A 23,288-nucleotide genomic window follows, 5' to 3' on the forward strand; every position below is an offset into this window, starting at 1 on the left:
CAGTGATATCGAAACCGGCAAGCGCCCTTTGCCGGAGTTGAGGTTGGCTTATGAAGAACTTCTCAAATCAGCTTGACACAACATAGGAGCATCACCCTCATTGGTGCTGGTTAGACCGGAACGATCTTATGAGACATGCGGAACGATGTCTCCGAACCAGACACCCCCTCGGGCACAACGGACCGGCGGTTACCACTAAGGTAGCCGCCGGATTTTCTATTCAGTACTCCTACAAGGACTACGATCTTCCCCATGACCACACTTTTGAGTTGGGCGCGCAGCTTCGGCCATTTCCTCAAATCGCTCGCTCGGTCCGCTTGGCGGTCAATTTCCCAGTGGTCGATACGTCGTTGGGTAGCCGTCCTCGCCGCCATCGTCACCGGCGTCACCCTCCTTTACTTCTTCGATCTGCCGGACGTGTCCCAGCTTCGCGACGCTTCCACCCGCTATGGCGCGTGGTTCCCCCTCCTTTTCACCCTAGGTTATGTCATATTTACGCAGCTTCCATTCCCCCGGACGTTTTGGACGGTAGCCGCAGGAATACTTTTTGGCCCATGGAAGGGCCTCGCCCTCTCCTTATGCGCCTTGACGGCGTCTGCGGCCCTGTCGCTCCTCATCGTCCGCACGCTCCTCGGAGACTGGATCCGGCCGCACCTAACTCACCCCGCAGTGTTTAAAATCAATGCCCACTTGGAGCGGCGCGGCTGGCTGGCCATCGCTTCGCTGCGAATGGTGGCCGGCGTCCCCTTCAGTCTCCTGAATTATGTTGCCGCACTAACGCCCGTGAAGCTTAGCCATTTCACCGTGGCCACCCTCCTCGGTTCCATCCCGACTACTGCCCTCGGCGTCTTCTTCGGCGATGCCCTCACAGGCCACACCTCGCCCAGCATCGTTGTCGCCATGGTAGCTTTTGCCGCCATCGGTATGGGCGGGCTGTATATGGATTCACGTCTACCCACTCGCCCATAAGTCAAGTACGAGCGGTAGACTATTTCGCAATTGGTTCCTAAAGGAGGATTTTCTGTGCTTGCTGTCCACGCTCGCTACCGGGGCCGCTCCGTGCGTCGCGCAGAGTTGGTCCAACGCTCTGCAACGGCTCTATCTACCCTCAATGGTGTGGGCGAGTTCCACGTGCTCGGCGTGGAAGATATTTGCGCCGTAGTTGATTCAGCAACAGCAGTGTGCGACGTGGTCATGGCCTTGCTTGCCGACGGCGACTGGGCCATCGGCATCGGCATTAGCCCCGGCAACCAGGAAGATGAGGAAGGCGCGCGCCAGGTAGCAACCGCTGCATTGCGGAAATCCGCCCGCATGGGGCAGGTCTACGCCAAACTCAATAAGCGCGGCCGCGCCTCGGAGGCGAGCGACATCGCGGCCACCTTTGCCCTGCTTGGCTACGTTTTGCACAAGCGCACCATCGAAGGGCGCGAAGCAACCTCGCTTGTCCGCGCAGGACTCAACCAGAATGAGGCCGCCGAAGAGCTAGGAATTTCCAAGCAAGCCATGTCGCAACGCCTCCAGGCGGCCGGCTGGAGCGCGGAGATGGCGGGGTGGCAGTTGGCCGTCAACCTAATTGAACGCGCCAACCTTGCCCACCCCTAGAGCAAGTCGGACTTGCTCAACTCAGGTGTAGTAACGAAGTCCACGAGGCGCTCCACGGCGCCGATTAGGCTGGAGTCTAGGTCGCGGAAGGAATGTACGGCGTTATAGACATGACGCCACCCATCCTCCGGGTCGCTCCACCCTACGCGGCGGCAAATACCGGTCTTCCAATCCTCGCCGTAGGGTACATCTGGCCATTCACGCAGGCCAACGCGCTGCGGCTTTACCGCCGCCCAGATATCGATGAAGGGGTGCCCAGTTACCAGGACATGCTCTCCCACGGTTTCCGTTAATCGGGTTTCCTTAGAGCCTTGAACCAAGTGATCCGCCAATACGCCGACCCTGCGGCCCGGCCCTGGCTGAAACTCTGCGAGGCGCGCCTCCAAGTTGTCCAAACCCTCGAGGTATTCGACTACCACGCCTTCCACACGCAGGTCGTGACCCCACACTTTTTCCACAATGGCGGCATCATGCACGCCTTCCACCCAAATGCGCGATGGCGCGGCAACCTTGGCCTCCACGTTCTGTACGCGGCGGGAGCCGGAGTTGGACTTACGGGGAGCCCGCTTTTCGACGTACCGGGTAAGCGTTACTGGCTTGCCTTCCACTAGAAACCCGCCTTTAACCAGGTTAAAGACCCGTTCTACGCCGTGGCGATCCTCAAGGCGTACCACCTCACCGAAAACGGTTTTATCCACGCCCATAACAGCACCCACAAAGTCATCGCCGCGCACTTCCACTACCATTCCGGGCTCGGCTGGCACTTCTGGGTACTGGCGCGGCTTCGACCGCGAGTGGCCAGCAAAAATATCTCCGCCATAAGGATCAAAACTCATGGCCCGTTAGTCTATCTACTAGACTGGCTCGCCATGGATATGCGCGCCGAAGTATGGTCACCTTTACAAAACACCGCCGTCTGGCTTGGCTCGTGGCTGTGGGGACATGAAACCACCGATGACTTGCTGGACGCGCTTACGGAACTAGGCGGACGTCCAGAATGCTTGGACGAATCCCCCTTCGTCGATGTGTTAGCCATGCTGCGCGCGGAGACCTCCGAACTTACCGCTCATCGCGATGTAAGTGCAGAGCCTATCGTGCGCCTCGCACTGTCCGGGCCAGGCGAACCGCCTGCATTGCCGGCGGGATCAGACTCCTATCGCGCGGCTACACAAAGTTCTACCGGAGCAATCATAGTTCGCACCAATGATCCCCTGCGTAACTTAGTCCTCATCCCCCACATTCGCCACAGCCATACGGCGTGGCAAGTGGTCGTCGAAAAGCAGCAGCTCCCCGCGCCCGCCTGGCTAAGCCCCGGTGAAGCCGACGCACTCCTTTCTCAAGCAACCAATGAGTCCGCCGAGCTCATCGCGGCAACCGGGTATAGCACCGAGACCTTGCCCAACCCACGCCTCACCGTGGGAACTCTGAGCGACTTCTATGACACCCCCGGACTCCCCCGTTCAACGCCAGCCCGGTCAGCCAAGCTCTTTGCCCGGGCTGACGGAGTAGCCGCGATCATCGAAACCGTCACTGACCGCATCAATGACCACAGCCTTGATCCACAATTACTTCGCTTGTGGCGTCACATCCGCCAGGCCCGCATGACGGGCGTGTCTTATGCGCTTGGAGAATTTGCCCGTTAACGGGACCAAATATCGCAGCACCCCGCTGCACACGGCTCACCATTGACTGTGCACCCTTGCACCGTGACACTCCCGCTGGTCTCCCACTCGCGGCTCTGTTCTAGTTCATCGATGAGATCAACAACCATCTCCGCAAAACGTGGAGTCGGACCCGCTGTACGGGTGCGCAGGACCTTGACACCCATCTCTTCGGCTGCCTTCTGCAGCTCGGAATCAAGATCCCAGATAACCTCCATATGATCGGAGATGAAGCCAATCGGGCATACCACGACCGTGTCGACGTCTTCGTTGTTATGGATGTTTGTGGTGTGATCAACAATGTCAGGCTCGAGCCACGGAGTGCGGGGATTACCCGACCGTGACTGCCATACAAGGTCATAGTCAGAAATGCCGGCCCGTGCGGCCACCAACCGCGACGCCTCAACCACCTGGCGGGAGTAAAGGTTTTTGTCGCCTTCCGCGCCGCCCGCGTTATCGTGTGCAACGGGAACCGAATGGGCGGTAAATAGCAAGCGAGTGGATTCCTTCTTTTCTTCCGGAATCTCTCCCCAGACCTCCGTGACAGCGGCTGCCATTTCGGCCACAAACTTCGGATGATCGAAGAATTGGCGAATCTTAGTAAATTCAATGTCCGGCAAACCCTGCTCCGCCAGATGCTCACGCATCTGCTGAATGTCCTCATCATATTGCCGGCATGCGGAGTACCCACCCCATGCAGAGGTAGCGAAGACAGCTACCTTGCGCACCCCGTTCTGAGACATCTTCTCCGCAGTCTCACTGGCAAAGGGATGCCAATTTCGATTGCCAAAGTAGACCGGTAGATTATGTCCGCGTTTGTTCAGCTCCCCTTCGAGATGATCGATGATTTCGCGGTTAAGAGCATTGAGCGGACTTACCCCTCCGAAGTGGTAATAATGCTCGCCCACCACTTCTAACCGCTCGCGAGGGATACCTCGACCTCGGGTGACGTTCTCCAAAAAAGGAACGACCTCCTCGTTTCCTTCCGGGCCACCGAAAGAAAGAACGAGGAGGGCGTCGAAGTTTTGGGCATTCTGTTGTGCGTCAGTCATGCCCTAAACCATACCAACCAAAAGTTGGAGATTAGAGAAGGCGCACGACATCGGGAGTAGCGCCACCCCAGCGAACCGGAACTACTGAAACAGTCTGACCCGACTGTGGCGCTTCAATCATTTGGCCGTCGCCTAGGTAGATAGCTACGTGCTGGCTTCCACCAGGTCCGTAGAAGATAAGGTCACCGCGCTGTGCGTTCTCGCGGGGAACCTTCTTACCCTGCTGGTACTGCGCACCAGTGTAGTGAGGAAGGTCCAGGCCGGCTGCCGCGTAGGCGTACTTTACTAGCCCCGAGCAATCGAAGCCAGACTGTCCATAGTCCCCGAAGGAATCAGCCACGCCACCATCGCGAAGCCCACCAGTAGGACCGTTATTATCGCCGCCACCCCACACATAAGGGACGCCGACCTGAGACTCAGCGCGAGAAATGACGGCCTCAATCTGAGCGTCTCGGCCCGCGTCTGCACCGGTGGTGCTTTCCTCTACTTCAGCCACCTCATCCACCTCGGGAGCGTCAACACTGGCGGCAGGTGCAGTATTCGGGCTGCCCAAACCTAGTAGGTCAGACGAGCCCTGCATGAGGGTGCGCACATCGTCCTCATCAACGGCTGCAGCGATATCATTCGCAAGTGCGAGCGCATCGTTCACAGAGGACCCAGTGCCGAAATCGACGTTCTGGAACGTAGGCGTTGCACCCTTATTGAGGGCGTTTCCAAAGTCCGCTTCTGGAGTAGTCTTCGCCTGCTCAGCAACGGATGGATCCTCCGGATTATCGGCAACGTCCGCACTGCCCGGAACCTCGGACGATCCCTGGTCCACTACCTCATCCGTAAAGTCTTGCGGCTTGACCTTTCTAGTCAAGTCATGAGGGCTGACTGAGAAAGTATTTGTTGACACCTCAGAATCAAGATTATCGCCTTGATTTGGCGCAACTGGAAGAGAATCCTGCTGCGAGAGCTGCACCCCGCTTGCTACCTCCCCTTGGGGCGCAGCCTGCTGCTGGCGGGCAAAAGTGGCTTCCGCAAATCTTTGGGTAGCGTTTAGTCGCGCTTCATTTTGGGCCAGCTCTCGGCGCTCCTGCGCAACACGATTCTCGGCTTCTCGCTTTTCCTCACCCGCCTGGCGCAGCTCATCTTCCAAGCTGGCAACATACTCTTCATTAGTGCCCGGCTCGCCGTTCACTTGTTCCAATTGGGTTCGAATCTGAGCAATACGGTCTTCCGCTGCGGAAACATCTGCTTCCGCGCGACCTAGCTCTGCCCGGGATTCCTCTACAGCGCCCTGCAGTGAATCTGCGTTGGCAACCGCACGGTCAATTGCTACGTGGTCTGAGTTTTGGTCCTGGACCGTACCTGGGTTTGGCGCTGATACTTCATCGGCGCCCGCTGGGGCTACGGTGGAAAGCGTTGAAATAGCTGCGGTGCCTGCTACTGCAGCAATGAAAGCGCGAACGTGTCGAATGCGCGGAAGGCGAATGGTGGCCACTGAAATACTCCTAGTTTGGGCCCACGCTGCTCCTTTAGTGAGGGTCCATGAAGACCTCCGGACATAGGTATGCCCGGGCTCCCCGCCTGCATATTTCGCACAAACACAGGCGTTATCGCATGCCTTATTGGGTGGCCCAGAGGTTCGCCTCGAGTCAGTATCAATAGATACACGAAGCTAACCCCCTGGTGCCCTCAGACACTAGAGCGGTAATTATTGATGGACTGCCTACTTCGGCTGAGACTTCACTCCGGGTGTGCACTTTCGGTGGGCCCTCAGCAGCCTTAGGGCTTCCATGTAGGAACTAGAGAAAGTTGTGGACTTGCCGCGCCAAATTTTGGCCGCCTCAAATCGCTACTGTTTCCCCACAACAGCGACATCCAGACACTTCATACCCCGGCAAGAAAGCCTAAAGGTCTACGTGCACGAGCCCGACAAGTCGGACACAGATGGTCTACAACTATCCTCTGTTCAAACAAAGTCCCACGGACTGTGAAATCCACTTCTACTCTTGCGCTGCGCGCGACATACGCTCCAGGGTGCGTTTTACAACCCGCGGTTCCGTATGCCCCGATCACGTCTTCGTTGCACTGAGCACTGTGAGAACTGCTCTACGGGTTCTGGCGGACCTCGCCGCGGCGCCAACTGGAGTCCAAAAGGTTTAACCTTTTGAGCACTACCGAGCCGTCGAGGGCAAGCAGCCACAAACCATGAACAGGCCACACGAGGCTGACCCTTGTGGAGTGATTCGGTGTTCCCGGACCCTTTCCCTATGGACCTCTCCGTACGCACCTTCTGTGACGACAGGCTTTCAGCCTTAACCATATAAAGGTTCGCACCAAAATTTCCACACGGTGGAGTTCTAATGAACCCGTCTCACCTCATAAACGGAAGGTGGGATGATGTGTAATTTTTCGAACATTGCAATCGCTCAAGTTCTTTGCCTGCGTCCCAAATCACTTTCGATGGGTCCCGGTTCATTGACTCCCAAGAACGGCCACTCGACGTTCTAACTTTCGCTCGAGGCGTGCTTCCCCACATACCCGTGCGAGTTCTCTCGTGACAGTCAAGGCTAAGCCCATGAACCCAGGAAGCAAGAAATGTCTCCTGAGTCGACAACCGAACCTTACGTCACGACACACCCGTTTCGCACAATTTTCCCGCAATTCACGTGAGTCAAGTTAATTCACATGACCCAACATGTGCACCTAACCTGCAATGATTTTGTTACCATCCCGTTATTGTGACTTTAATCACTAACTAACTGGGGTTCTACAAGCCCCTCCGACCCCCAGCCGGGCCACAACTAGGGCAACTGAACCACTCCCCCGCCGGATGTCAACCCCTAAGGGTTTACTTTGACCACTCCCCTGCCCCATTCACGATCCCTAATTAGGTACCCGATTCACGCTAAGTCCCGACCGAACTTCTATCCCCGATCCACAACCGACTCTCTCAACAAACCGTGAGTGAACGAAACTTCGCCATCCGCATTCACCCAGAGTCCTTCAGTACACGCCTTCGGGCCAGTTGCCCGAAATTTTCGTACATTAATGGCCCGCAAAGGTTTCGCCCTTTAACACGATACTTTTTCGAACAAACTTATTTTTCAAGGAGCATTTGTTCAATTTTGGAAAGCAAAGTTCCTCGTTTCCCGCCCGGCTTTCTTCACTCGCCCGACTCCCACTCTCAATTTCCGTAGATCCTTTTCAACTATTAGGGCGTGTGACGGCCGGCCGCTAGGAAAGAGCTAACGAATACAATCACGGCGATTACGGCAACCATCCCCACCGCTGCGCCCACCGGGAAGCTGATTTGGTCTAGTCCCCTGTAGTACTCAGACAGAAGGTCTACTTGTTCAACTCCAGGCGGGATCTGCGCCTGTACCGACTCAATGTCAGCGCGGCTATAAGTGTCACTAACGGAAGAAACATGGCGAGGGGTTTGTACGATGACGGTATTCAAACCTGTCGCGTCTTGGAGCTCTTGGGCAATGTCACGAACATCAGGCGCACGATCAGCTATCACATCAACCACGGCCACACCGTCACCGTCTCGCAAGCCTTGAGCTACCTCCGCGTTGAGCAGTGCATCTTGGCTGAGTGCTGGGGACGTGTAGGCCACGCCGTCCACTTTGAGCTGACCTGCCAAATCAGCTACATCTACGCCCGCGGGAACCATGTGTATCTCTTCCTTATATAGGGCTCCTAAACTAACTTCTTCTCCCCAAGATACGGTCAGATCACAGGAACCCATTTCCTCAACTCGCCGATTTTTCAGAAAAGGTGAAAACAGAACGCTTGTACTGTTACAATGGCAGCGACCGAAGGTTTTAGCCTCTACAATATCTAGGTGAACCATCGCGTTCTTTGTCGCCTTCAACACAGCGGGCCCCATGGTCGCGTCGCGTCACACTAGTGACCAGTGACGCCGAGCACTGCCCCGCGGTGATGACTGGCGACGAGTACCAAACAGAACACACTGTTTATTAACAAGGAATGGAGCTCCCTGTGACTGAAAGCTTGAACTCCTTCGAGGCCAAGAAGACCCTTGATGTCAACGGTAAGTCTTATGACTACTTTGACATCAACACCGTCTCCGGTCTGGAGAAGTTGCCTTATTCCCTCAAGGTGCTGGCAGAAAACCTGCTGCGTAACGAGGACGGCAAGAACGTAACCAAGGACCACATCAACGCCTTGGCAAACTGGGATCCGGAGGCAGAGCCGGACACCGAAATCCAGTTCACCCCAGCACGCGTCCTCATGCAGGACTTTACCGGTGTTCCTTGCGTTGTTGACCTCGCTACCATGCGTGAGGCCGTCTCCGCACTGGGTGGCACCCCGGGTCAGGTTAACCCTCTCAACCCGGCCGAAATGGTCATTGACCACTCCGTCATCGTTGAGGCTTTCGGCTCTACCGATGCGTTGGAAAAGAACGTTGAAATTGAGTACCAGCGCAACGAAGAGCGCTACCAGTTCCTCCGCTGGGGTGCTGAGAACTTCTCCAACTTCCGCGTTGTTCCTCCGGGAACCGGCATCGTCCACCAGGTAAACATCGAGTACCTGTCCCGCGTTGTATTCGACAACGAGGGCCTCGCTTACCCGGATACCTGTATCGGTACTGACTCCCACACCACCATGGAAAACGGCCTGGGCATTCTTGGCTGGGGCGTCGGCGGCATCGAAGCAGAGGCTGCCATGCTCGGCCAGCCGGTATCCATGCTTATCCCGAAGGTCGTAGGCTTCAAGCTGACCGGTGAGATTCCTACCGGCGTTACTGCAACCGACGTCGTTCTTACCATCACCGAGATGCTGCGCGAACACGGCGTTGTGCAGAAGTTTGTTGAGTTCTATGGCAACGGTGTTAAGTCTGTCCCGCTGGCAAACCGCGCCACCATCGGCAACATGTCTCCTGAGTTCGGTTCCACCGCTGCGATCTTCCCGATTGACGAGGAGACCACCAAGTACCTCGAGCTCACCGGTCGCCCGCAGGAGCAGATCGACCGCGTCGAGGCCTACGCCAAGGCACAGGGAATGTGGCTGGAGGAGGACGCTCCAGAGGCAAAGTACTCCGAGTACCTCGAGCTGGACCTGTCCACCGTTGTTCCTTCCATTGCCGGCCCGAAGCGCCCCCAAGACCGCATCCTGCTGACCGAGGCCAAGGAGCAGTTCCGCAAGGATCTGGCTAACTACACTACCGACGAGGTTTGCGTTGACGAATCCACTGCCGAGGCAAAGCGCATGTCCGCAGAAGGCGGCGCTCCGGCTATGGAGGACGTCACCGGCGGCTTGAACAAGGCTCGTGAGGGTCACGGCGAGTCCTCGGCTACTGGCGCGAAGGGCCGTCACTCCAACCCAATTACCGTTGAGTCCCAAAACGGTGGCGAGTTCACCTTGGACCACGGCATGGTTGCCATTGCCTCCATTACTTCCTGTACCAACACCTCTAACCCATCCGTCATGGTGGGCGCAGGCCTTATCGCCCGTAAGGCAGCAGAAAAGGGCCTGCAGTCCAAGCCATGGGTTAAGACCATCTGTGCTCCTGGCTCCCAGGTTGTTGATGGCTACTTCCAGCGTGCAGACCTGTGGAAGGACCTCGAAGCCATGGGCTTCTACCTCTCCGGCTTCGGCTGCACCACCTGTATTGGTAACTCCGGCCCATTGCCGGATGAGGTTTCTGCAGCCATCAACGAAAATGACCTCGCTGCCACCGCGGTCCTTTCCGGTAACCGCAACTTCGAGGGCCGTATCTCCCCGGACGTCAAGATGAACTACTTGGCTTCTCCAATCATGGTCATCGCCTACGCCATTGCCGGCACCATGGACTTTGACTTTGATGCACAGCCACTGGGCCAGGACCAGGAAGGCAACGATGTCTTCTTGAAGGACATTTGGCCATCCCCGCAGGAGATTGAGGACACCATCCAGTCCGCTATCTCTCGCGAGATGTACGAGGCTGACTACGCCGACGTCTTCAAGGGCGACGATGCTTGGCGCAACCTGGACGTGCCGGAGGGCGAGACCTTCAAGTGGGATGAGGATTCCACCTACATCCGCAAGGCTCCTTATTTCGATGGCATGCCAACCGAGCCGAACCCGGTTGAAGACATCAAGGGTGCGCGCGTTCTGGCAAAGCTGGGCGACTCCGTCACCACTGACCACATCTCCCCTGCTTCCGCTATTAAGCCGGGTACCCCGGCTGCGCAGTACCTCGATGAAAACGGCGTTGCCCGCCAGGACTATAATTCCCTGGGCTCCCGTCGCGGTAACCACGAGGTTATGATGCGCGGTACCTTCGCGAATATTCGCCTGGCCAACCAGCTGGTCGACGTCACCGGTGGCTACACCCGTGACTTCACCCAGGAAGGCGGCCCGCAGGCCTTCATCTTCGATGCTTGCCAGAACTATAAGGAAGCCGGCATTCCGCTCGTTGTCATTGCTGGTAAGGAGTACGGCACTGGCTCTTCCCGCGACTGGGCAGCCAAGGGCACCAACCTGCTTGGTGTGAAGGCTGTTATCACTGAATCCTTCGAGCGTATCCACCGTTCCAACCTGATTGGCATGGGCGTTATCCCACTGCAGTTCCCGCAGGGCGAGTCCCACGAGTCCTTGGGCTTGGATGGTACGGAGACCTTCGACATCGAGGGCATCTCCGCCTTCAACGATGGCTCCATCCCGAAGACCGTCCACGTAACCGCTACCAAGGAATCCGGCGACGCCGTGGAGTTTGATGCTGACGTCCGCATCGACACCCCGGGTGAGGCTGACTACTTCCGTCACGGCGGCATCTTGCAGTACGTTCTGCGTCAGATGGTCAAGAACTAAGCGTCTTCGCGCAGTCCTTCAGCCCACCCGAGGGGGGCTAAAGGACTAAGTTCAGTCGACAACGCGGGGTTGCACCGCCCTCCCCAGGAAGGGCAATGCGGCCCCGCGTTTCGTCACGTCGATTTTATTTCTTATTTAAAATTACTGACTAAACAATCTTTAGACATCCCCATTAAGGAGAGTTCCCTACTATGCCCATCGTGAGCGAATCTGAGCTTAGCCGCCGCCGGCACGACATTCTCGTAGGTGCCCGCCGCTGCTTTGCAGAGCACGGGTACGAGGGGGCGACTGTTCGGCTACTCGAACAAGCGACGGGTAAGTCGCGTGGCGCAATTTTTCACCACTTCGGTGACAAAGAGTCACTATTCCTTGCCTTGGCGCAAGAAGATGCCGCTCGTCAAGCCGAAGTCGTGGCTCAAAATGGTTTGGTAGAAGTCATGCGGGAGATGCTCGACCATCCTGAGCGCCACGATTGGCTAGCCACTCGCTTGGAAATCACCTCCCTGTTACGCACTGACCCCTCGTTCGCCGCTCGGTGGAAAGAAAATCAATCGGTTCGTGATGAAGCCGTTCGCGCACGATTGGCATCTAATGCGGATAAGGGTCGCCTACGAGACGATGTAGGAATCGATACCTTAGCCATCTATCTTGAGGTATTTATGGATGGATTCATTAATCGGCTTGCCTTGGGCGATACCGCGGAGCTAGAAAATGTTCTTGACTTAGTAGAGCAATCCATCCGCGGTGTTCAGGCGAGCCCACAGTAACCCCCATACAACTACTTTTGCTCCCGGCAGCGTCTTAACTGATGTTGGAAATAGCCGGGAGCAATTTTGTAAGCGCTTATAGCTGCTGCGCCGGCAGTGTCTTTTCCGTTACTTCGGCATAGCTTTCTATTTCAGCCATAAACTTAGGATCGTGACAGGTAACCACCACGGCGCTGCCGGACTGCAGTGCGTGGTGGATCATGTGGTGCATGAGCCCGCGGTCGGCAGCTGAAAGCAAGGTGTCTGGTTCGTCGAGCAGGACCACCGGTCGCTGCTGCCCGATCACGTGGGCAATCTGCGCAAGCCGCAGGCGAGACGATGGTAGATCGAGAGGATGATCTGCCGGATTTAGTCCCAGCAGATTGCGCAAGGTGTCATTGGGGACGAGTTCTTCCACCGTTGGAAATACCGCCTGATCAAACGGCGATTGCAAGGCAAGAGCGGGTGGATTCGGGACAGCTCCGGCGCCATCGAGCCCAGCAGCAGCCCGCAGGAGCGTGGTCTTGCCACTGCCATTATCGCCTCGCAGCCACGTAACCGCAGATTTCGCGATAGGGATTTCTACCGGTCCGACGCTGAAGGAAGTGCCACGGGGCTGAGAAAAGTGCCACCATTTCTTCTTTGCTGCACTCCTGCATGCCGTTAGCGGTCCGATACTCCCTGTCCGGGGGCTTGCAGAAACCCGCGGTAAGTCGACGGCCGCTACGAGCGGGTCTGTTCCAATGATGTGCCCACCCAATTCTGGCCATGAAGCACTGGATATAGAAATGACGCAGGTTTTCGGCAACTCCTGCAAGAGGCGAACCACTTGCGTGCGCGAGTTTGCGTCTAACCCGGCTGCAGGTTCGCACACAATCATGACTTCTGGCTCGCGAATGGCGACACAGGCAGCCGCAAGCCTGCGTGTTTGGCCACCGGATAGCTGTGTTGGGTCATGTTCGCAATAGTCAGACAGTCCTACAGCGCGAAGCATTCGCTCCCCGCGCCGCTGCATTTCAGGGGCAGGCACGCCGGCATTTTCGAGGCCTAAAACTACTTCTTCGATGCACGTTTCCCGCAGGAAGCTAATTTGTGCTGAGGCATCCGTGCCGATAATGGCTTCGGTAGATAGGTGCTCCGCTAGTTGCACGGCAACGTCTTCGACGGCTGTGTCAGGTTCGACGAGTACTTGATAAATGGCCCCAGGGGTGGGCTTGATGCGGGCTAGATCCATGTAGTAATCACCACCGCAAAGCTAACTAGTGGAATGACCAGGCGTATGACGCGAGAGACCATGGAATCGGCAACAGGACGCAGGAGGGTGCGTTGCCCTTCTTGGTCGAATCCGACGGCGGCTAGGGCCTGGCCACGTTGGGTTCCTTGGGTAAGGAGTCGAGCGATAACGGGAATAATGACGCGCGAGATGGTATTGCGCCAGGTCACGGTGATGCCGGCGAGCTGGTTGGCTTCACGGACACAACGCCAAGCATGCGCACCTTGGGGCAGGGTTTGTAGGGAGGCTCCGACGATATACGCGACCTTGTGGCCAGCGCGCGAAACTTGCAGCCACTTGGCGATATCAGTAATGCGCAGCACTGCCATGGCCGCGATGAAGCAGGCCATGAGGGCGCAGAACCGCAGAGTGAGGGTGGCGGCGAGCACCAGGCCGTCGCTTGTTACCAGCGGCAGCACTGGGTCATCACCGTAGGGAGCGTGAATGACCAGCATGGAAAGCGCCGCTGGGGCGCTTAGCGCCACAGTTGTCAAAATTACGGAGGCGTTGCGGGTAGCGGCAGTACCGCAGGCTAGGGCGATGAGCACTACGCTTGCCGACGCCACCGGGGTATTCAGCGCCAAAGTAAGAATCCAGCCGCAGGCCGCGATCGTGATAACGGTGGCGGGATGAAGGCCTGGCATTAACGTGGCTGGAGGGATTCTCGGGTGCGCTGCGGCAGTGCCTTGACCGCTGCCCAGACAATGAGGAAGACCAGTGCCTTATCCAGGGGATCCGAAATAAAGGACTGGAGCGTAACCGAGGCGATGAGGGAATTGCCCAATTCGCGGAAGAGCGAAACAACCGCGCCCGTACCAAGACCTGCGGTACCGCCATAAACAAAGGCAGCCACTGGTGCGGCGAGCATGCCAGAAATGATTCCGATGATGGCGCCGCTGAGAATGACCCACCACACCTTAGCGAAAGCGCCCTTCTTGATTACCAGTCCGGAGAGGAACCCCGTAGCGGCGGACACGGCGGCGAAGGGCAGAGCGGCAGGGTTCAACAGCCCCCATACGACGGAGGACAATGTACCGGTAGCCAATCCGGCGATGGGGCCCGCGAGCGCGGCCACCAGGATTGTTCCCACGGAGTCGATATACAGCGGAACGCCGATAGAACCGATAATTTCGCCGACAACAATATTGAGCACTAGCGCTACCGGGATGATGGCGATGGTTCGCGCCGGTAGTGCCGGAACGGTGCCGGCTAGAAGAAGCGCGGCGCCAACGAGGTAGCCGGCGAGGGTAATGAGCGCCTCTGTAGAGCCGGCAACGGATTCCCAATCAGTAGGACGCAGAAGAACCAGATAAATCCAAGTTGCGGCGACGATGAGTGCACCCGCGATGACCATAACCTTGCGGGCGGGGGTGAGAGAAAGCTGTGACACAGTAAAAGTCCAAATCCACATACCGAAAAAATGGGCAAAGTAAACGCCGACCGCGGATGGTGCTGCTTTCCTATGTCACCTCGGAAAGCGATCTCGCACGGCACGTGCGCCGCGGATAATAGTAGAGGCTCTGCGTGCTAAAAGCCACCATTCGTGGTGTGCGGCTTCCATGTCTGCGCTTGTTACCAGCCGCGCGTTGTGGGCGCGGTCCCAGTGATTGCGCAAATCTGCAACGCTCGTGCCACGCAGCAGTGGCGACTCCGCCTCGACGTCCACGGTGGTTTCTATCGCGTCGACATTGATGCGTCCGAGAGCAATTATGCAGGTCAAGAGATCGTGGATTTGAGCTTGATATCCCTCCCCCTGTGCCTGGTGGAATTCAAAATAAAATCGCAGCACGTTCGGCAGGATTTGTGCCGTGGGGTGCTCCCCCAACAATTCCAAGGCCGCGTCTAGGCGCTGCGGGGTGATGAGAAACTGTTCCGTTACTTCGAGGGAACACAGCGAGGTGAGAACGCGTGGGGCAGTTGAATGAAAATGTTGGGATGCAGCGTGTGGATCCACCCAAAAGTTCCACTCGGCAGTTGGCGTGGTGTTTCCGCGGTAATTGACCGCGCCGCCCATGATTGTGATGGCACCGAAGCGCGCGGCAGCCTCGCGATGGGTTGCCTCGAAAGCAGCAAGGTTGGTGACCGGTCCAGTAACGATCAGCTGCAGATCGTCGTGGGTGGCTAATGCCTCTTCCCATACCTGCTGCCAATCGCGCTGTTGCAGCCTGGCGGCGGCAGCGGGGGCATGTGCGTAGCCCAGCCCTGTCGGGCCATGAGTCTCAGGGGTGGTGGTGAGATCCACCTTGAGGGGTTGGGGTACGCCGGGGGCCACGGGGACGTCGGCAAGCGAGCAAAGGTCCATAATCCAGCGGGCATTAGCCGCGGTCTGGTGGACCTCGACGTTGCCGGCCGTGGTGGTAACGCCCACCAGCTCGATCTCACCGGCATGATGCAGGCCCGCCAAGTACATGAGGGCAAGGCAATCATCGATGCCGGGATCGCAATCAATAAGCACAGCTGGTGGCTTAACAGTCATAATGCCAGCCAGTCTAGCGCCTTATTTGATGGAGCTTACGGGATTGTCGCCATCAACGAAGGCAAGCGGGGATTCCGGCAGGTTTTCGCGGCCAAGGGCCTCGACGATGACGTCCGCAACCAGCTCGCGGGAAGAAGTCAAAGACTCCTTCAGCATCTTATCCTCAATCTGCTCAATGCCCTTGGCTGGCTCCTCGGTCAGCATCGCTGGTTTGAGGATGAGGTGCGGGTAGCTGGCCTGTACAAGGCGGTTGTCTACTTCCTTCTTAGACTCCACATAGGCATACCACTTCTCATCGGCAGGATCCGTGGTTGCTACCTGGGAGCCGACGTAAGAGATCATCACATAGGCAGGCACTTTCTTGCCCTCCTGCTGCAACTTGTCCATCGCGTCGAGGGTAGCGAGGGCGCCATCGCGGTCGACGGCCCAGGTGAGGTCTGCCCCACCTCGGCCGCCATTGCCGGCGCCCCAGACTACAGCGTCATAAGCGGCGAAAAGCTCTGCCCACTGACCCACGGTTTGTTCAGTAATATCCGCCATAACCGGGGTCGCGCCGAGCTTTTCAATCTCGGCCTTCTGCTCTGGGTTGCGGATGAGGGAGTGGACGTCGTGGCCGGCATCAACAAGCTTAGGGGTGGTGAGCTGTCCGACCTTGCCGTGTCCACCGATGTACAGAATCTTCTTCTTATCAGTCATACCTCCCCACCGTAACAACGGCGCGGCCGGGGTGCAGACGCCCTCACCTATCTGACACGCACAAACCATCGCGGCGGGCCCGGCAAGAAGATAGAATTGCATGCATGTATGCCATTATGACCGTCACCGGTGCCGATAGCACCGGCATCATCGCCGCGGTGACCACTACCCTTGCAGAACTCGATATCAACGTCATCGACGTCTCCCAGACGCTCATGGGCGGATACTTCACCATGATCCTGCGCGTCGAATTCGATGCGGACAAAGTCACGATCCAGACCATCAAGGAGCGCATGCGCCCCGTGGCGGAGGAAAAGCATCAGTCCATCCGCATTCAGTCCGAAGACCTTTTCACCGCCATGAACGAAATTTAATATGAGTACGCGATTTAATACCACCAATATCTTGGACACCATCGAGATGATTGAGAACTATCGTCTCGATATCCGCACCGTGACCATGGGCATCTCGCTTCTCGGATGCACCCGCTCCACCATGGAGGCTACCTGCCAGGCCATCTATGACCGCGTCACCCAGCAGGCAGGGCGCCTCGTCGAGGTTTGCGAAGGCATCGAGGGCGAGCTCGGTATCCCCATCGTCAATAAGCGCATCTCCGTAACCCCCATCTCGTTGGTGGTGGCCGGCGTAGAGGGAAACCCCGTTGATGCGGCAAAGGCGTTGGACAAGGCAGCAAAAGAGGTTGGCGTCAACTTCGTGGGCGGCTATTCCGCCTTGGTAGAAAAGGGGGCTACTACCGCGGAACAGAAACTCATCAGCTCCATTCCGGAGGCGCTGGCTACTACGGACGTCGTGTGTTCCTCCGTAAACATCGCCAGCTCTCGCGCTGGCATCAACATGGATGCAGCCAAGAAGATGGGCGAGGTCATCAAGGAAGCGGCCGAGCTAACTAAGGATGATTCCGCCATTGCGTGCGCCAAGCTCGTGGTCTTTGCCAACTCCGTGGGAGATAATCCTTTTATGGCCGGCGCCTTCCACGGCATTGAGGAACCCGATTGTGTGGTCTCCGTGGGCGTTTCTGGCCCGGGTGTGGTCGACCGCGCCTTGGGCTCGCTCGAGGGGGCCAGCTTAGACCAGGTTGCAGAAGAGGTGAAGAAGGCTGCTTTCAAGATCACTCGCGCCGGGCAGTTGGTGGGCACCATGGCCTCGGAGCGCCTGGGCGTTCCTTTCGGCATCATCGACCTTTCGCTTGCCCCCACCGCCGAATTGGGCGATTCGGTTGCGCACATCTTGGAGCACATGGGCTTAGACCAGGTGGGCACCCACGGCACCACAGCAGCCTTGGCTCTGCTTAACGACGCCGTTAAGAAGGGCGGCATGATGGCTTGTTCCCGCGTGGGCGGATTGTCTGGTTCCTTCATCCCCGTTTCCGAGGACAAAGGCATGATCGATGCGGTCAAGTCCGGCTCCATTTCCATGGACAAGCTGGAGGCCATGACCGCTATTTGCTCGGTTGGCTTCGACATGATTGCCCTGCCGGGCGATACCTCTGCTGCGACGATCTCGGGCATGATCGCTGATGAGGCCGCCATTGGCGTGATGAACCATAAAACCACCGCCGTACGCGTCATTCCGGTACCTGGCGCCCAGGTAGGCGACGAGGTCAGCTTCGGTGGGCTTCTTGGCTACGCCCCTGTCATCCCGGTCAATCAAGTGGGAAATACGCAGTTCATTAACCGCGGCGGTTTCATCCCCGCGCCGGTGCATGGATTCCGCAACTAGCGCCAGCGACAACCGCGCCGTGGGCTACTCCGCGGCGTGCTCTTCGCCCGGCTTATCGGATTCCGCCCACGCAGCTAGGTTGGCCTGGAAGTGCTGGTAGGAATCCTCTAACTGTTGCAGCTCCACCTCGCCGCCTACCTGGCGGCGGGCATCGGAGTAGATGGCCCGGGCGGCGTCATCAAGCACGCGCCGGCGTTCCGCTGTGCGAAGAAGGGCAACGACCTTAGCGAGGTTATCCAGCATGCTAAGGTAAATCTCCGCATTATCGGCCGCGTCGCGCCGAATCTGTGTAAACATCGCCTCGACGATTTCGGCATAGCTAAAGGTCTGATAATCCAGCCGAAACTCGCCGCCCACATGCACAATGCCCTGCGGAAGCCGCTTATCCCCAATCACGGTGAGGATCTGGGTAAAGCGGTCAATGATATCAATCACAGTAAATGGATCATTAACGCCGGTGCTCAAAGCGCGGGCAGCAATTTCTGCAAGGTGCCGGGCGGTAAACCGAGGGTCGTGGGCAGACGCGTTTTCGCGGTGCTGGGTGAGTACGATGTGACGCTCCATATCTTCCGGCAAACGCGGCACGCCGTGGGCAATGACCTCGCCTTCCAGCACTAGATCTCCCGGTGCCACGCTCAGATGCACCGCGCAATTCTCCCGCGCCGCAGCCTGAGCAATGGCGTCATAGTCCACGAATTTGAGATAGCCAGTCCCACTACTGCGGCGCTCTTGCGCGTTCGTGTAGAACTCTGGCCCCGGCGCATGTACTTTCTCTTCCTCCTCACCGCGGCGGATGAGCCGGCGCATGTGGCTTTCTACATCTTGGGCAACGACGTGTACCACGTGGGACATGCTAATCGATTGCGCAATGTGCACGATGAAGTAGATAAGGAAGACAACGCAGCCGATGGCCAGCAGCACCGTGACGGCTACATTGAGGGAAGGAACATATTCTTCTTCCCCACCGCCGCCGGTACGGACCGCGCGCAAGGATAGGAGCGCAAAAATAAAGGTTGCCAGGTAGATCGCCAACGTGGATTGAATGGAGCGATCCTTTAAAAACTCGTGTAGTAGGCGCGGGCCCATCACCGTGACGACACCGGATAGCGCGGTCAGTGTGATGAAAAAGACGGTGCCGGCCAAGGAGAGTGACGAGGTTGCTACCGCGCTTAAAATCCCTTGCGCGCTATCGGCGCTGCCGTTATAAAAGGGCGTGGCCGACACATCAAAATTGCTACCAACCGCAATGAGCAATTCCGCGCCTATCGCGGCCATGGCCACCGCCACGGCGGGGATGAGCCAAAACTTCTCCCGCCAGGCGGGCATCCTCTCCAGCAGTGTCTTCATAAATCCCTAAGCTAGCTCCACGATCTCCATATAGTCATCGGACCACAGGTCCTCATCACCGTCGGGCATGATGATCACGCGTTCCGGATCCAGTGCCTTAACCGCACCCGGATCGTGCGTCACCAGCACCACAGCGCCCGTATACGTTTTCAGTGCATCAAGCACCTGCTCGCGCGAAATTGGGTCCAAATTATTGGTCGGCTCGTCTAGCAACAGGACATTCGCGCGGCTGGAGACCAAGGCGGCCAGTGCAAGGCGCGTCTTCTCGCCGCCGGAGAGGGTGCCCGCAGGTTGCTCCAACTTCTCGCCGGAAAACATAAAGGCGCCAAGCAGGCCGCGCAACTCCTGCTGATCCGCGTCAGGACAGGCATCGATGGTGTTTTGCCACACGGACTTATCCGGGTCGATGGTGTCATGTTCCTGCGCGAAGTAGCCGATACGCAGGCCGTGGCCGCTGACGATGCCACCTTCACCATCGGTGCGTTCTACACCGGCCAGCAATTTCAACAGGGTGGTCTTACCTGCACCGTTGTAGCCGAGAACGACCACCCTAGAGCCTTTGTCAATAGCGAGGTCTACGCCCACGAAGACCTCCAGCGAGCCATACATCTTGGTCAGGCCCTTGGCATTCATTGGCGTCTTGCCGCACGGCGCCGGCTCGGGGAACTTGATATTAGCCACCTTATCGGCCACGCGGACCTCATCGAGCTCGCTCATCATGCGTTCAGCACGGTGGAGCATCTGCTTTGCCGCGGCGGCCTTAGTTGCCTTGGCACCGAGTTTGGCCGCCTGCTTTTGCAGTGCAGACGCCTTCTTCTCCGCATTGGCGCGCTCTCGGCGACGCCGCGCTTCATCGGTAGCACGCGCATCGAGGTACTTCTTATAGCCCATGTTGTACACATCGGCCTCGCCGCGGACCGCATCGAGGAACCATACTTTATTGCACACGGCCTCAAGCAGTTCGACGTCGTGGGAAATCATAATGAGCCCGCCCTCGTGCTTGGACAGGAATTGGCGCAACCACGTAATGGAGTCCGCATCCAAATGGTTAGTTGGCTCATCCAAGAGCAGAGTGGTCTGGGACTTGCCGGAGCCTTCGGTAGCGGCAAAGAGGATCTGTGCCAGCTCCACGCGGCGGCGTTGGCCGCCCGAAAGAGTCTTAAGCTTCTGATCTAAAACACGCTGTGGCAGGCCCAGATTATCGCAGATCTGAGCACACTCGGAATCAGCCTCATAGCCGCCGAGCGACTCGAACTGCTCCTCTAAGCGGGAATACTTACGGATAGCCTTATCCCGGAATTTATCGTCCGTGGCCGATTCCATGAGCTCTTGTTGCTTCGCCATTCGGCGCTTGAGGTCATCTAGACCGCGTGCGGAAAGAACACGCTCGCGCGCCGTTTGCTCGATATTTCCCTCGCGGGAATCCTGGGGCAAATAACCAACGGGGCCCGAGCGGGTCACAGAGCCGCCATAAGGCTCCGTCTCCCCTGCCAAAATGCGCATGGTCGTCGTCTTGCCCGCGCCGTTGCGGCCGATGAGGCCGATGCGGTCGCCGGGCTGCACGCGGAGGTGCTGCCCGGGGGCGTCGAGAAGCGTGCGCGCTCCTACCCTGACTTCGAAATCATTGGTTACAATCACGAAGAAATAGTCTAGCAATTGACGCGGCCAACGCTAAGACGCACTAACGCCCCCAACAGCCACTTTCCTAATCCGAGAAATGCGCTGCTGGGGGCGTGTGTTTAATACGCGACTTTAGACCGCGAAGCCGAGGGCCTGAAGCTGCTCGCGGCCTTCCTCAGTGATCATCTGCGGGCCCCATGGCGGCATCCATACCCAGTTGATGCGGACGGCATCGGCCAGCTTATTGGCCTTGACGATGTCCTCGACCTGCTCTGCAATGACATCGGTCAGCGGGCACGCTGGCGAAGTCAGCGTCATATTAATCATGACGATTTCCTTGCCATTGTCCTCTTCGAACCAAAGGTCATAGACGAGGCCCAGGTCAACGACGTTAATGCCGAGCTCGGGATCAATGACGTCACGCATGAATTCGGTGACATCAAAGGCCTTAGAAATCTGCTCTTCGGTCTGCTCCGGGCGCTCGCCGCTGCCGGAGAATGAAGAGTTCTCGTTCTGATAAGGATCTACGGGTTCGGTCATCTAGTTCTCCACTTCAGTTAGTGCATCGGCGGATGCAGCCTGGAAGGCCTTCCATCCGAGGAGCGCACACTTTACGCGCGCTGGGTACTGGGACACACCGGCGAAGGCGACGCCGTCACCGATGAGGTCTTCATCGCCTTCTTCTTGGCCACGAGAGGTAATCATCTTTTCGAACTCGGCCAGCTTCTCATTGGCTTCCGCAAGCGGCAGCCCCACGATCTCTTCAGCCATAACCGAGGTGGAAGCCTGCGAAATGGAGCAGCCTTCCGCGTCATAGGAGACGTCCTCTACGGTCTTGCCGTCGTCCGAAAGGCGCACGCGCAGGGTGAGCTCATCGCCGCAGGACGGGTTCACGTGGTGGACCTCGGCCTGATACGGCTCCCTCAGGCCGGCGTGTTGGGGGTTCTTATAGTGATCCAGGATGACGTCCTGGTACATGGAATCTAGGTTCATGAGGCAACTCCAAAGAATTCGCGGGCAGCCTTGATTGCGTCCACCAGCTTATCTACTTCTTCCTCGGTGTTATAAAGGTAGAAGCTAGCGCGGGCGGTGGACTGTGCGCCGCAGGCGCGGTGCAGTGGCCACGCACAGTGGTGGCCAACGCGAATGGACACACCGTGGTCATCGAGGATCTGGCCCAAGTCGTGCGGGTGAACGCCTTCCACAGTGAAGGAAATGGCGCCACCGCGATTTTCGGTGGTCTCTGGACCAATGATGCGCAGACCAGGGATTTCCTTGAGCTGGCGCAATGCGCGCTCGGTGAGCTTCTTTTCGTGGGCGTGGATATTGTCCATGCCCACTTCTTCCAAGAACTTCACCGCTGCGCCAAGGCCAACCACTTGGCTGGTCATCTGCGTGCCCGCTTCAAAGCGCGTCGGGGGCTCGGCAAAGGTGGTCTCTTCCATCTTGACGATCTCAATCATGGAGCCACCGGTCAGGAAGGGCGGCAGCTTCTTGAGCAGCTCATCCTTGCCGTACAGCACACCCACGCCGCTGGGCCCGCACATCTTATGGCCGGAAAAGGCCGCGAAATCCACATCCAAGGCGTGGAAATCCACCGCCATATGTGGCACCGACTGGCAGGCGTCGAGGACGACCATGGCGTCCACCGCGCGGGCGCGGCGCACCAGTTCATCCACGTCCGCCACGGCACCCGTGACATTGGATTGGTGAGTAAACGCAACTACCTTGACGGAATCATCGAGCTCGAGCGAGTCAAGATCGATACGGCCGTCTTCGGTCATGGAATACCACTTCAACGTAGCGCCAGTGCGAGCGCAGAGCTCCTGCCACGGCACCAAGTTGGCGTGGTGCTCCAATTCGGTGATCACGACGGTGTCGCCCTCGCCCACGTAGAGGTCTCCCGCACGCTCGTCGCTCAGCACATAGGCAACTTCGTTCAGGGCCTCGGTGGCGTTCTTGGTAAAGGCGATTTCGTCGCGGTCCGCACCCACGAATGCGGCGATAGCTTGCCGCGCCGATTCGTAGGCATCATCGGCCTCTTCTGCCAGTTGATAGGAACCGCGGTGAACAGGGGCGTTCGTGTGCAGCACAAACTCCTCTTCCGCCTTCCATACCGGCAGCGGGCGCTGGGAGGTAGCACCCGAATCCAGGTACACCAGTGGCTTATCGCCGCGCACAGTGCGCTGGAGGATCGGGAACTGTTCCCTAATTGCGTTTACATCAAATCCAGTCATGAATCTTCTTTAGATAGTCGCGGTTGAC

21 protein-coding genes are annotated in these 23,288 nt (G+C 57.8%); 7 read left to right on the forward strand and 14 right to left on the reverse strand.

What is annotated here, in order from left to right; all coding sequences use genetic code 11:
* Positions 1-252 precede the first annotated feature (252 nt).
* The gene (locus BKN05_RS10650) at positions 253-969 is read left to right on the forward strand and encodes a TVP38/TMEM64 family protein (RefSeq protein WP_286688618.1); all 717 of its coding nucleotides are present in this window, start codon (positions 253-255) and stop codon (positions 967-969) included.
* Between the two features lie 54 nt (positions 970-1,023).
* Positions 1,024-1,602 (forward strand): MarR family transcriptional regulator, encoded by a 579-nt coding sequence (locus BKN05_RS10655; RefSeq protein WP_198493063.1) that lies wholly within the window; start codon positions 1,024-1,026, stop codon positions 1,600-1,602.
* Here BKN05_RS10655 and BKN05_RS10660 read toward each other — a convergent pair.
* Entirely contained in the window at positions 1,599-2,438 is an 840-nt protein-coding gene (locus BKN05_RS10660; protein WP_286688619.1) for a DUF3097 domain-containing protein, read from the reverse strand. The genes BKN05_RS10655 and BKN05_RS10660 overlap by 4 nt on opposite strands.
* A 33-nt stretch (positions 2,439-2,471) precedes the next feature.
* Here BKN05_RS10660 and BKN05_RS10665 point away from each other — a divergent pair, with 33 nt between their 5' ends.
* Positions 2,472-3,245: an Rv1486c family protein gene (locus BKN05_RS10665; protein WP_286688620.1), complete on the forward strand. Its 774-nt coding sequence runs from the start codon at positions 2,472-2,474 to the stop codon at positions 3,243-3,245.
* On the opposite strand, the gene BKN05_RS10670 is transcribed toward BKN05_RS10665, so the two are convergent.
* The 3 genes from BKN05_RS10670 to BKN05_RS10680 all read right to left on the reverse strand — a co-directional run bounded on the left by BKN05_RS10670 (position 3,242) and on the right by BKN05_RS10680 (position 7,982).
* Entirely contained in the window at positions 3,242-4,315 is a 1,074-nt protein-coding gene (locus tag BKN05_RS10670; protein WP_286688621.1) for a ferrochelatase, read from the reverse strand. The genes BKN05_RS10665 and BKN05_RS10670 overlap by 4 nt on opposite strands.
* 31 nt (positions 4,316-4,346) lie before the next feature.
* On the reverse strand, positions 4,347-5,801 hold the full coding sequence (locus BKN05_RS10675; RefSeq protein WP_286688622.1) for an NlpC/P60 family protein: 1,455 nt from the start codon (positions 5,799-5,801) through the stop codon (positions 4,347-4,349).
* A gap of 1,716 nt (positions 5,802-7,517) precedes the next feature.
* Positions 7,518-7,982: an Rv1476 family membrane protein gene (locus tag BKN05_RS10680; protein ID WP_198493068.1), complete on the reverse strand. Its 465-nt coding sequence runs from the start codon at positions 7,980-7,982 to the stop codon at positions 7,518-7,520.
* A 329-nt stretch (positions 7,983-8,311) separates the two neighbouring features.
* Here BKN05_RS10680 and can point away from each other — a divergent pair, with 329 nt between their 5' ends.
* Positions 8,312-11,125, forward strand: coding sequence for an aconitate hydratase (gene can, locus BKN05_RS10685; protein ID WP_286688623.1), 2,814 nt, complete (start codon positions 8,312-8,314; stop codon positions 11,123-11,125).
* A gap of 191 nt (positions 11,126-11,316) precedes the next feature.
* Complete coding sequence (locus tag BKN05_RS10690; protein ID WP_198493070.1) at positions 11,317-11,892, forward strand: TetR/AcrR family transcriptional regulator; 576 nt, start codon at positions 11,317-11,319, stop codon at positions 11,890-11,892.
* 76 nt (positions 11,893-11,968) lie between these two features.
* Here BKN05_RS10690 and BKN05_RS10695 read toward each other — a convergent pair whose 3' ends face one another.
* From BKN05_RS10695 to BKN05_RS10715, 5 genes are read right to left on the reverse strand one after another with little or no spacing between them, the layout of a single operon-like run.
* Positions 11,969-13,105, reverse strand: a complete 1,137-nt coding sequence (locus tag BKN05_RS10695; RefSeq protein WP_286688624.1) for an ATP-binding cassette domain-containing protein — start codon at positions 13,103-13,105, stop codon at positions 11,969-11,971.
* The gene (locus BKN05_RS10700; protein ID WP_286688625.1) at positions 13,096-13,788 is read right to left on the reverse strand and encodes an energy-coupling factor transporter transmembrane component T family protein; all 693 of its coding nucleotides are present in this window, start codon (positions 13,786-13,788) and stop codon (positions 13,096-13,098) included. The genes BKN05_RS10695 and BKN05_RS10700 overlap by 10 nt, the downstream gene beginning before the upstream one ends.
* Positions 13,788-14,555, reverse strand: a complete 768-nt coding sequence (locus BKN05_RS10705; RefSeq protein ID WP_396334670.1) for an ECF transporter S component — start codon at positions 14,553-14,555, stop codon at positions 13,788-13,790. Before BKN05_RS10705 ends, BKN05_RS10700 begins: the two co-directional genes overlap by 1 nt.
* 54 nt (positions 14,556-14,609) lie before the next feature.
* On the reverse strand, positions 14,610-15,620 hold the full coding sequence (locus tag BKN05_RS10710) for a nucleoside hydrolase (protein ID WP_286688626.1): 1,011 nt from the start codon (positions 15,618-15,620) through the stop codon (positions 14,610-14,612).
* Positions 15,621-15,641: 21 nt separating this feature from the next.
* Positions 15,642-16,316, reverse strand: a complete 675-nt coding sequence (locus BKN05_RS10715; protein ID WP_198493075.1) for an NAD(P)H-binding protein — start codon at positions 16,314-16,316, stop codon at positions 15,642-15,644.
* A 104-nt stretch (positions 16,317-16,420) separates the two neighbouring features.
* Between BKN05_RS10715 and BKN05_RS10720 the strand changes: the two genes are divergently transcribed.
* Positions 16,421-16,690, forward strand: a complete 270-nt coding sequence (locus BKN05_RS10720; RefSeq protein WP_198493077.1) for an ACT domain-containing protein — start codon at positions 16,421-16,423, stop codon at positions 16,688-16,690.
* A 1-nt stretch (position 16,691) separates the two neighbouring features.
* On the forward strand, positions 16,692-18,056 hold the full coding sequence (locus BKN05_RS10725; RefSeq protein ID WP_250408547.1) for a PFL family protein: 1,365 nt from the start codon (positions 16,692-16,694) through the stop codon (positions 18,054-18,056).
* A 24-nt stretch (positions 18,057-18,080) separates the two neighbouring features.
* Here BKN05_RS10725 and BKN05_RS10730 read toward each other — a convergent pair whose 3' ends face one another.
* The 5 genes from BKN05_RS10730 to BKN05_RS10750 all read right to left on the reverse strand — a co-directional run bounded on the left by BKN05_RS10730 (position 18,081) and on the right by BKN05_RS10750 (position 23,260).
* On the reverse strand, positions 18,081-19,403 hold the full coding sequence (locus tag BKN05_RS10730) for a DUF2254 domain-containing protein (RefSeq protein WP_286688627.1): 1,323 nt from the start codon (positions 19,401-19,403) through the stop codon (positions 18,081-18,083).
* Positions 19,404-19,409: 6 nt separating this feature from the next.
* Entirely contained in the window at positions 19,410-21,041 is a 1,632-nt protein-coding gene (locus tag BKN05_RS10735; protein WP_225746922.1) for an ABC-F family ATP-binding cassette domain-containing protein, read from the reverse strand.
* Between the two features lie 114 nt (positions 21,042-21,155).
* Positions 21,156-21,563 (reverse strand): metal-sulfur cluster assembly factor, encoded by a 408-nt coding sequence (locus BKN05_RS10740; RefSeq protein WP_005324830.1) that lies wholly within the window; start codon positions 21,561-21,563, stop codon positions 21,156-21,158.
* A complete protein-coding gene (sufU, locus tag BKN05_RS10745; protein WP_005324831.1) occupies positions 21,564-22,016 on the reverse strand; it encodes a Fe-S cluster assembly sulfur transfer protein SufU in 453 nt (150 codons plus the stop codon).
* On the reverse strand, positions 22,013-23,260 hold the full coding sequence (locus BKN05_RS10750; protein ID WP_286688628.1) for a cysteine desulfurase: 1,248 nt from the start codon (positions 23,258-23,260) through the stop codon (positions 22,013-22,015). Before BKN05_RS10750 ends, sufU begins: the two co-directional genes overlap by 4 nt.
* Positions 23,261-23,288 lie beyond the last annotated feature (28 nt).

This window comes from Corynebacterium sp. S5S1 (assembly GCF_001913985.1).
GTDB classification, from domain to species: Bacteria; Actinomycetota; Actinomycetes; order Mycobacteriales; family Mycobacteriaceae; genus Corynebacterium; species Corynebacterium marquesiae.

Bases quoted from the DNA above. Each gene is read 5' to 3' on its own strand.
- BKN05_RS10670 (WP_286688621.1), bottom strand. From the start codon at position 4,315: ATGACTGACGCACAACAGAATGCCCAAAACTTCGACGCCCTCCTCGTT.
- BKN05_RS10715 (WP_198493075.1), bottom strand. From the start codon at position 16,316: ATGACTGATAAGAAGAAGATTCTGTACATCGGTGGACACGGCAAGGTC.
- BKN05_RS10720 (WP_198493077.1), top strand. From the start codon at position 16,421: ATGTATGCCATTATGACCGTCACCGGTGCCGATAGCACCGGCATCATC.
- sufU (WP_005324831.1), bottom strand. From the start codon at position 22,016: ATGAACCTAGATTCCATGTACCAGGACGTCATCCTGGATCACTATAAG.
- BKN05_RS10665 (WP_286688620.1), top strand. From the start codon at position 2,472: ATGGATATGCGCGCCGAAGTATGGTCACCTTTACAAAACACCGCCGTC.
- BKN05_RS10730 (WP_286688627.1), bottom strand. From the start codon at position 19,403: ATGAAGACACTGCTGGAGAGGATGCCCGCCTGGCGGGAGAAGTTTTGG.
- BKN05_RS10725 (WP_250408547.1), top strand. From the start codon at position 16,692: ATGAGTACGCGATTTAATACCACCAATATCTTGGACACCATCGAGATG.
- BKN05_RS10700 (WP_286688625.1), bottom strand. From the start codon at position 13,788: ATGCCAGGCCTTCATCCCGCCACCGTTATCACGATCGCGGCCTGCGGC.
- BKN05_RS10680 (WP_198493068.1), bottom strand. From the start codon at position 7,982: ATGGTTCCCGCGGGCGTAGATGTAGCTGATTTGGCAGGTCAGCTCAAA.
- BKN05_RS10705 (WP_396334670.1), bottom strand. From the start codon at position 14,555: ATGTGGATTTGGACTTTTACTGTGTCACAGCTTTCTCTCACCCCCGCC.
- BKN05_RS10660 (WP_286688619.1), bottom strand. From the start codon at position 2,438: ATGAGTTTTGATCCTTATGGCGGAGATATTTTTGCTGGCCACTCGCGG.
- BKN05_RS10650 (WP_286688618.1), top strand. From the start codon at position 253: ATGACCACACTTTTGAGTTGGGCGCGCAGCTTCGGCCATTTCCTCAAA.
- BKN05_RS10740 (WP_005324830.1), bottom strand. From the start codon at position 21,563: ATGACCGAACCCGTAGATCCTTATCAGAACGAGAACTCTTCATTCTCC.
- BKN05_RS10690 (WP_198493070.1), top strand. From the start codon at position 11,317: ATGCCCATCGTGAGCGAATCTGAGCTTAGCCGCCGCCGGCACGACATT.
- BKN05_RS10710 (WP_286688626.1), bottom strand. From the start codon at position 15,620: ATGACTGTTAAGCCACCAGCTGTGCTTATTGATTGCGATCCCGGCATC.
- BKN05_RS10750 (WP_286688628.1), bottom strand. From the start codon at position 23,260: ATGACTGGATTTGATGTAAACGCAATTAGGGAACAGTTCCCGATCCTC.
- BKN05_RS10695 (WP_286688624.1), bottom strand. From the start codon at position 13,105: ATGGATCTAGCCCGCATCAAGCCCACCCCTGGGGCCATTTATCAAGTA.